6 protein-coding genes are annotated in these 8,942 nt (G+C 64.7%); 3 read left to right on the top strand and 3 right to left on the bottom strand.

Annotation, left to right across the window (positions count from 1 at the left end):
- Nucleotides 1–1,425: gamma-glutamyltransferase family protein (locus tag ACOJSJ_RS07280; RefSeq protein WP_420144321.1), on the top strand; the 1,425-nt coding region annotated here is incomplete at its 5' end.
- Between the two features lie 75 nt (nucleotides 1,426–1,500).
- On the opposite strand, the gene ACOJSJ_RS07275 is transcribed toward ACOJSJ_RS07280, so the two are convergent.
- The gene (locus tag ACOJSJ_RS07275; RefSeq protein ID WP_420144320.1) at nucleotides 1,501–2,925 is read right to left on the bottom strand and encodes a M20/M25/M40 family metallo-hydrolase; all 1,425 of its coding nucleotides are present in this window, start codon (nucleotides 2,923–2,925) and stop codon (nucleotides 1,501–1,503) included.
- Nucleotides 2,926–3,168: 243 nt separating this feature from the next.
- Nucleotides 3,169–3,624, bottom strand: coding sequence for a carboxymuconolactone decarboxylase family protein (locus tag ACOJSJ_RS07270; protein ID WP_420144319.1), 456 nt, complete (start codon nucleotides 3,622–3,624; stop codon nucleotides 3,169–3,171).
- A 182-nt stretch (nucleotides 3,625–3,806) separates the two neighbouring features.
- Here ACOJSJ_RS07270 and ACOJSJ_RS07265 point away from each other — a divergent pair, with 182 nt between their 5' ends.
- Nucleotides 3,807–4,736 carry a sigma-70 family RNA polymerase sigma factor gene (locus tag ACOJSJ_RS07265; RefSeq protein WP_420144318.1) on the top strand — a complete coding sequence of 310 codons (930 nt, stop codon included), beginning with the start codon at nucleotides 3,807–3,809 and terminating at the stop codon, nucleotides 4,734–4,736.
- Complete coding sequence (gene treF / locus ACOJSJ_RS07260) at nucleotides 4,733–6,307, top strand: alpha,alpha-trehalase TreF (protein ID WP_420144317.1); 1,575 nt, start codon at nucleotides 4,733–4,735, stop codon at nucleotides 6,305–6,307. The genes ACOJSJ_RS07265 and treF overlap by 4 nt, the downstream gene beginning before the upstream one ends.
- 166 nt (nucleotides 6,308–6,473) lie before the next feature.
- Here the strand turns inward: treF and ACOJSJ_RS07255 are convergent, their stop codons facing one another.
- Nucleotides 6,474–8,864 carry a TonB-dependent receptor gene (locus tag ACOJSJ_RS07255; RefSeq protein ID WP_420144316.1) on the bottom strand — a complete coding sequence of 797 codons (2,391 nt, stop codon included), beginning with the start codon at nucleotides 8,862–8,864 and terminating at the stop codon, nucleotides 6,474–6,476.
- Nucleotides 8,865–8,942 lie beyond the last annotated feature (78 nt).

Below are 8,942 nucleotides of genomic sequence, written 5' to 3'. Positions count from 1 at the left end.
CCCAGGGCGCTGGACCATGGGCCAAAGGCGCTGACCGTGCCGGGCGCGTTCGGCGGGTGGATCGCGCTGGCGCGGCGGTTCGGGAAGCTGCCGCTGGCGACGTTGCTGGAACCGGCGATCGGCTATGCGCGGGACGGGCATCCGCTGGACGCGTCCATCGCCAATTTCATCACGCGGGCGCAAAAGACGCTGGCGCTCTATCCCACCAGCGCGGCGATATTCCTGCCCGGCGGACAGCCGCCAGCAGCGCGATCCCTGTTCCGCAATCCCGATCTGGCGCGGACGTTCCAGGCGCTGGCCGACGCGGAGACGAAGGCGCGCAAGGGCGGGGCGGATCGCGACCGGGCGTTGCAGGCGGCCTATGACTATTTCTACACCGGGCCGATCGCGCAGGAATTTGCGCGCTTTTCGGCGGAGGCTGGCGGGTGGCTGCGGCTCGATGACCTGAAAGCCTATCAGCCGCAATGGCATGACCCGGTCACGACCAATTATCGCGGGCTGGATGTCTATGCCAGTCCGCTGACGTCGCGCACCGGGCTGGAGGTTTGCGAGCAGCTCAATCTGGTGGAGGGTTTTGATCTGGCGGCGCTGCCCGCCGACGGGCCGCAACTGACGCACCTGCTGATCGAGGCGATCAAGGTCGCGAAGGCCGATGTCTATCGCTATGCCGCCGATCCCAACTTCGCGAAGGCGCCGGTGGAGATGCTGCTGTCCAAGGCGTTTGCGGCGCAGCGGCGCGCACTGATCGATCCGATGAAGGCGGGCGTTTATCCCGAAGGGGCGAAGATCGCCGGGTTCGATCAGTCGGCGTGGCGCGATCAGCAGGGGGATCGCACGCGCGGCGGGGACACGACCAGCCTGTCGGCGGTGGACGCGGACGGCAATGCCATTGCGGTCACCACGACCGTGGGCGGCGGGTTCGGCACATTTATGGTGATGGGCAATACCGGCATATTGTTCAATAACGGGCTGCGGCTGGGATCGTCCGCGCCCTATGCCGGGCACCCCAATAAAGTCGCGCCCGGCAAGATCGCGTTGCTGGGCAATGGGCCAACCATCGTGCTGGACAAGGGGCGGTTGAAGCTGGTGTTCGGATCGCCGGGCGGGGAGACGATCGGCCAGACGCAGTTCCAGTTTCTGGTGCAGGTCATCGACCGTGGCCTGCCGATACAGGCAGCGATCGAGGCGCCGCGCTTCGCGCTGGATGCGGAACCGAATTTCTACAGGCCCGGCGCGGCGATCACCGTGCAGGCGGAGGGGCGCTTTGCCGATCCGGTGCTGCAGGAGCTGAGCGCGATGGGGCACAGGATCGAGAAGGTCGGTCCCTATGCGATCGGCAGCGTGCAGGGGATATTGGCCGATGCGTCGGGGGCGCGCATGGCGGGCGCGGACCCGCGGCGAATGGGCTATGCCGTGGGCTATTGAACCATGGCAGGCGGCCGGGAGGGAGGGGGCTTCGTCCCGGCCGTTTTGGTGACGGGAGTGGACGGTTAGCCCCCCTCAATCCTTCTGATCGGCATAGGCTTTCACCAGGCCGTAGAGGAACTGGCGGGCTTCGGTGACGGAGCGGATACGGATACGTTCGTTGAGGCCGTGGACGCCATTGCCGTCGGGGTCGCGGAACAGGCCCGATACGCCATAGGTCGGGATGCCCGCCGCGTTCATCGTCACCGCATCGGTTGCGCCGGTCGCCATGTGCGGCACCACCGGCAGGTTCGGCCAGACCTGTTGCGACACCCTGATCGCGGGGCCGATGATCCTGTCCGTCACCGGTGCAGGATTGGGTGCGCGGTAGGTCCGCATGGCGGTGACCTTTACCTGCGGATCGTCGACCACCTTCACCAGCGTCGCCAGCACATCGTCCGTCGGTACCCCGGGGATGACGCGGCAGTTGACCGTGGCGGTCGCGCGCTGGGGCAGGGCGTTGGCGGCATGGCCCGCATTCAGCAGGGTCGCGACGCAGGTGGTGCGCAGCATCGAATGATAGCTGGGGGATTTGTTGAGCAGGTCGTTCGCCGCCTTGTTCGTCGGGTCGGCGACGATGGCAGTCATGGCCGCGCCTTCCTCACCCCCCACGATCTTTGCCATTTTCGTGAAATAGCCGCGATTGGCGTCGATATATTGCACCGGGAAGTCGAACTGGCTGAGGCGTTCGAGCGCGCGGGCTAGGCTGTAAATCGCATTGTCCGGACGCGGGAGCGAGGAGTGGCCGCCCGGATTGGTGGTTTCCAGCGTGAATTGCATCACGACCTTTTGCGCGGCCTGAAATGTCTGGTCGATGCGGTTGCCCTGTGCATCCAGCTCGCCATAGCCGCCTTCGTTAAGGGCAATGCCGGCGTCCACCAGATCCTTTTGATTGTCGACCAGCCATTTTGCGCCGTTGAGGAAGCCGCCGCCTTCCTCCCCACAGGTTAGCGCCATCTTGATCGTGCGCAGGGGCCTGTATTTTTCGGCGTTGAAACGCAGGAGATTGTCGATCCAGATCGCATCCTGCGCCTTCATGTCGGCGACGCCGCGGCCATAATAATAGCCGTCCTCTTCGATGAAGGCATAGGGGTCGCGGGTCCAGTCGGCGCGGCGGGCGTTGACGACATCGACATGGCCCAGCATCAGCACGGCCTTCAGCTTTGGATCGCGGCCGGGATAGGTGGCGACCAGCGCGCCCGCCTTGGGCTGGCCTTCTGGCACGAAGAGGTGGAGATTGGCCTCAGGATAGCCCGCCGCCTTCATGCGGGCGGCGATTTTTTCGACCACGGTGGTGCAGCTGCCGGAATCGACGCTGCTGTCGGTTTCGACCATTTCCTTGAGCATGGCGCGGAAGGAGGCGTCGTCCGGCGCGGTGGCGGCGCTGGCTGTGCCGATGCCCATGCCGAGCGTCAGCAGCGATGTGGCGAGCGCCAGCCTTGCAAAGCAATTGGATGTCATGATGTGCCCCCTGCCGTGAAATATAGTCCCTTCGTTCAACGGAGCAGGGACGGGAATCCACGACAGAAAAGGGGGGGCGGATGTCAGGTCGTTCGCGCTTGTCCGCCCCGCGATCTGGCCGATGTGACGATCCAGATCAGGACCATGACGCCGATGATGATGCCGGCAGCCAGCACGGCGGGATGGAAGCCGCCGCGCCAGCCACATGTTGCCGCCGGTCAGGCCCGCGCCGCCGGCACGATGTCAGGCCTTTGCCGCCACCGGCAGGCGGAAGGGCGCGCCGAGCCGGTTGAAGGCGTTCATCGCGGCGATGGCGACCGTCAGATCGACCAGATCCTTGTCGCCGAACGCGGCCGCAGCGGCGGCATAGGCGGCATCAGACGCGTGGGTTTCGCTGACATTGGTGACCTCTTCGGCCCAGGCGAGCGCGGCGCGATACTGGTCGGAGAAGAGATGGGGCACCTCTTCCCAGACCGGCACGAGCGCGATTTTGTCGGCAGCCATGGTTTTGCCCAGGTCGCGGGTGTGCAGATCGATGCAATGGGCGCAGCCATTGATCTGCGACACGCGCAGGAAAACCAGATGGATCAGTTCTTCAGGCAGGTCCGTTTTCTGGGTGACATAATGATGCACCCCGAACAGCGCCTTTGCAGCGTCGGGCGCGACTTCATACCATGTCAGGCGTTTGGTAGCGGTCATGGGATCGTCTTCCTTTCAAAAGCGCCGGTGTCGGCGTCTGACCACATGACGATTCAGGGATGGCGGATGTGACATAGGGCGATTACGGACGGGATGATTTTTTGGGCATGTCACCTTGCCGGGGATTGCGTCGTCATGTCCAGATGAGGAAGACGTTGCCGGTAGAGGAGCCTGCCCTGCTTATGGCGCAAGACCAGCATATCGCCGATTTCGAGGCGGAGCGGCCACGGCTGCTGCGGATCGGCTATCGCATGCTGGGGTCGCTCGCCGAGGCGGAGGATGTCGTTCAGGATGCATGGCTACGCTGGGAGCGGGTGGAAGGCGGGGTGGACAGTCCGGCCGCCTATCTGACGCGGGTGGTGACGCGGCTGTGCCTGGACCAGTTGAAATCGGCGCGGGCGCGGCGGGAGGTCTATGTCGGGCCGTGGTTGCCCGAACCGCTGATGGAGCCGGCAGAGGCCGAGGACAGGATCGCCGACGATGTGACGTTGAGCCTGATGATGGCGATGGAGCGGCTGTCCCCGCTGGAACGCGCGACATTCCTGCTGCACGACATCTTCGACGTCGCGCTGACTGAGGTGTCGGCCATATTGGGGCGCGAACCGGCGGCCGTGCGGCAACTGGCGTCGCGCGCGCGCAGGCATGTGCGGGCGGAGCGGCCACGATACCCGGTCGGGGCGGCGGAAGCGGACAGGATTGCGTCGGCATTTTTCATCGCCGCGCGCGATGGCGATGCGGCGGCGCTGTCCGCATTGCTGGCGCGGGATGTGCAGATCCATGCCGATGGAGGGGGCAAGGTGATCGCGTTCCACAATGTCATCCATGGCGCGGAGCGGGCGATCCGCCTGTTCAAGTCCCAGCGGCGCAAACAGGTGCCGGTGCCGGTGCTGCTGCGTACGGCGATGATCGATGGCCTGCCGGGATATGTCAGCATCGATCGGGCGAGCGTGCTCCAGACCACGGCGCTGGATGTGCGGGACGGCAGGATCGTCGCCATTTATATGATGCGCAACCCCGACAAGCTGGGCCATGTGCGCATGGCGATGACGCGCGCCGCGCCCGCCGATTTGCCGTTGCAAAGCGGGGCGGAGGGTTCGAAAGAGGAGCCATGACAAAATGGCAATCCTTCGTTGCTGCCGGTCTCGTTTCCCTGATCGCTCTGGGAAGTCAGGCGACGGCGCAATCCTCACCGGCCGATATTTACGGCCCCCTGTTCGAACGCATCCAGCTGGAAAAACTGTTTCCCGACGGCAAGACGTTCGTCGACGCGGTGCCGCGGTCGGACCCCGATGCGATCATGGTGGCCTATCGCCAGGAACAGCCGCAGGGCAAGGACGCGCTGAAGGCATTCGTGCTGCGCCATTTCCTGGTGCCGGGCGTCAACGATCATGGCGCGTCGAACCTGCGTAGCCATGTGCGCAACCTGTGGCCGACGCTGGTGCGCCAGCCCGTCGAGCGCAAGGCGGGCAGTTCCGCGCTGCCGCTGCCCGCGCCGTTCGTGGTGCCGGGCGGACGGTTCCGCGAGATTTACTATTGGGACAGCTATTTCACCATGCTGGGGCTGGCAGTCGACGGGCAGCAGCCGCTGATCGAAAGCATGCTGGTGGATTTCACGTCCACCATCGAGATTTACGGCCATATCCCCAATGGCATGCGCAGCTATTATCTCAGCCGGTCGCAGCCGCCATTCTATGCGATGATGCTGGACCTGTCGAAGGATGAGAGCGCTGAGGCCGCCACGCGGCAACTGTCGGCGTTGCGGGCCGAATATGCCTATTGGATGAAGGGCGCATCCTGCGTGCAGCCGACCGGCGCGTGCGAGCGGGTGGTGAAGATGCCCGATGGCACGCTGCTCAACCGCTATTGGGACGACAAGAATACGCCGCGCGACGAATCCTATGCCGAGGATGTTGCCACCGCCGCCGACGCGAAGGGCGACAAGGCTGTGACCTATCGCCATCTGCGCGCGGGCGCGGAAAGCGGGTGGGACTTTACGTCGCGCTGGTTTGGGGATGGGCGGACGATCGCGACGATCCATACGACCGACATCGTGCCGGTGGACCTCAACAGCCTGATGCTGGCGATGGAGCAGCGGATCGAGGTACGTTGTCAAAAGGCGGGCGACAGCGCCTGCGCCAGCGAATTTGCAGGACTGGCGCGCAAGCGCAAGGCGGCGATCGACCGTTATCTGTGGGTCGGGAAAGAGGGCCGCTATGCCGACTGGGACAGCAGGGCGAAGAAGCCGACGGCCGTGCTGTCCGCCGCGACGCTGTACCCCCTGTTCGTGGGCGCATCTTCGCCTGCGCAGGCGAGCGCGGTGGCGACGACGGTGCGCGCGAAGCTGTTGGGCAGCGGCGGGCTGCGCACCACGCCCAACGCCACCGGCCAGCAATGGGACACGCCCAATGGCTGGGCGCCGCTGCAATGGGTGGCGATCGATGGGCTGGCCCGCAACGGGCAGGAAGCATTGGCGCGCGACATTGCCGGGCGCTGGATCGGGACGGTCGCGGCGGCCTATGCGCAGACCGGCAAGATGCTGGAAAAATATGATGTCGAGGAACGCAAGCCCGGCGGCGGCGGCGAATATCCGCTGCAGGACGGGTTCGGATGGACCAATGGCGTGACCAGCGCGCTGCTGGAACGATATCCCGACATAGCGGCCGATCTGGAAAAGGGCGAATAAGCGGACATGAAAAGGGGCCGGGCGATCGGATGATCGCCCGGCCCCTTTTTCGTCGGTCAGCCTATCAGGGCATCATCCGATGAGATTGAATCGGATGATGCCCTCATTATCTTTTGCTTTCCGCATTCTGCGAGCCGTCGGCTGTGCCAGCCGACTTCGGAATGCTTTAGAAGCTGTAGGCCGCGCTGAAGCGGAAGGACCGGCCCAGGATCGGACGGGCCAGAATCGTGCCTGCGCCCTGCGACCCGATGATGCGGGGATTGCCTTCGGTCAGGCCCAGCTCGTCGGTCAGGTTGTTGCCGGTGACGGCCAGCTTCAGGCGCTGGTTGACGTCCACCGACACGCCTGCGTCCAGCTGATAATAGTTGGGCAGCAGCTGGAGATTTTCCGGATCGGAGAAACGGTCGCCGGTATATTGCAGCGTGGCGAAGATGGACGGACGCAGATTCCCGACCTCCAGTTCGTAGCTGGGGGTCACGCGCCACATCCATTTAGGCTGACGCTGCACGCGGTTGCCGGTGTTGTCGATGGTGCCGTTGCCGCTGAAAAAGCCGCGGTAGGTGCCATCGAGATAGGTGCCGGCCGCCGCGATGCTGAAGCCCGCGAAGGGACGGATCACGCCTTCCAGTTCGACGCCCGTCGCTTTTGCGCCGCCGACCGATTCATTGGGCACGCCATTGATGATCTGGGTCGTCGCCAGACCGTCAAACTTGTTGTGGAACAAGGTGGCGTAGAGGTTCAGCAGCGGGGTCGAGACTTTCAGACCGCCTTCATAGGTGTCGACCTTCGAAATGATGGTCAGGCCTTCGCGCAGATTGTCGAACTGCGGGAAGCTGTTGCCGCGGCTGTAGCGGGCGAACACGCCGATCTGGTTGGTGAAGTCGTAATTGGCGCCTGCCGTCCACGACCAGCGCGATGCGTTATAGTCGATCGCGCGTGCTGCGCCGAGCTGAACGGTGCGGTCATAGAGGGTGGCAGCGCTGCCGTCCTGATCGAAGGCCGCGCCCGACGTGGCGATGGCTGCCGACACTTCGTGACGCTGCCAGCGCAGGCCGCCGTCGACGCGCAGCTTATCGGTGATCTGGAGTTCGTCCACCGCGTAGAAGGCGATGTCGCTGCCTTCATAACGGCCGTTCACCAGGAAGCTGGCGCCCGACGTGAAGCCGTCGCGGGTCGCCACGCGGCCGTCGCCCAGCGTCAGGTTCAGGCGGCGGGCATTGGGTTCGGCGGTCAGCAGAACGTCATTGCCCAGCGCCCAGTTGTCGCGGGTGGTGTAGTTGGAGAAGTAGAAGCCGCCGGTCAGCTTGTTGCCGCCGCTGGTGAATTCCAGCGCCATGTCGTTGACGAAAGCGTCGATCCGCTTGCGCACGTCCCAGATGCCAGCGCGCATGACCTGCGTGCCGGCTGCCACGGCGCCGCCGCCCGAAGCGTAGGTCAGGCTGCCCACGGTCGAACCGGTGCCGCCCAGCGTGGTGGCCATGGCCGCCGCGCTCATCGGTGCGTCGGTGGGGACGAGGCCGATGGTGTTGGCCGTGCCCCACATATAGCTGGCGCGTTCGCGGATGTTGAGGCCGTCGACCAGTTCATAGTCGAAGCTGAGACCGAAATTGCCGAGCTTTGCGCCGCGACCGTCGGCCAGATCGACGGTGCGACCGGCATTGTTGGTGGTGACGCGGACATCGCGACCGGCCAGCGCGGCGGTGCCATGGTCGAAATTGGCATACTGGCTGATCTTGCTGCCATTCTGGTTGACCGGAATGGGCAGCAGCCACTGGCCATGATCGTTCAGATAACGGCCATAGATGAGCAGCGAGCCGCGACCGCCGAAGTCGTGGCGGATGTTGGCGGTGATCTGACCACCCTTTTCAGCGCGGAACTGCGGATCGCGGATGCCGTTGCCCTGCGCATAATAGCCGCCGACCATGAAGGTCGTGTCTTCGCTGATCGGGCCGGAAATCCAGGCGTCGCCGCGAATTTCATCATAATCGGTGTAGGACAGCTTGGCGAAGCCCTTGAGCGTCTGGCCGCCTTCGCGCTGCTGGACGTTGACGGTCAGGCCCGGCTGACCGTTCGAAAAGAGCGAACCGGTGCCGCCGCGCACGGCTTCCACGCGCTCGACGGTTTCGTCGAGGCGGATCAGCTGCGAATTTTCGAGGAAGGACAGGGTCGAGGGCGGGAAGAAGGGAACGCCGCCCAGCTGGAAGGTGACGAACTGCGCATCGCCGCCCGACGGATAGCCGCGCACGAAGATGTTGGCGCCGTTCTGGCCGCCCGAACTTTCGGCGCTGACGCCCGGAATGGTGCGCAGCAGGTCGGCCGTGCTGTTGGGCGCGGCGCGGGAAATGGCGTCTGCGTTGAGGCTGGTGACGGCGAAGGCCGCGTCCTGACGGCGGGTACCGCCGCCTGCGGTGCCGACGACGACGATGTCGGCCTGATTTTCATCGGCTGCCGCCTGCGGGGCATCCTGCGCCAGAACCGATGTGCTGCCGGCGAACAGCGCGAACGGCGCTGTGCTGACCAGAAGCAGTCTGGACGCGGTGGAACGGATAGTCTGCATAATGATATTCCTCCTGGGCTTCCGGCGTTCTCGGGGAGCCGGATCGCTGTCATTTTCGGGACGCCGCCTTGCGCGATC

Origin of the sequence: Sphingobium sp. (assembly GCF_048594625.1) — a bacterium.
Taxonomy (GTDB): Bacteria; Pseudomonadota; Alphaproteobacteria; order Sphingomonadales; family Sphingomonadaceae; genus Sphingobium.
Note: the sequence above shows the minus strand (reverse complement) of the source record. Positions and strands in the feature narration are given on the sequence as shown.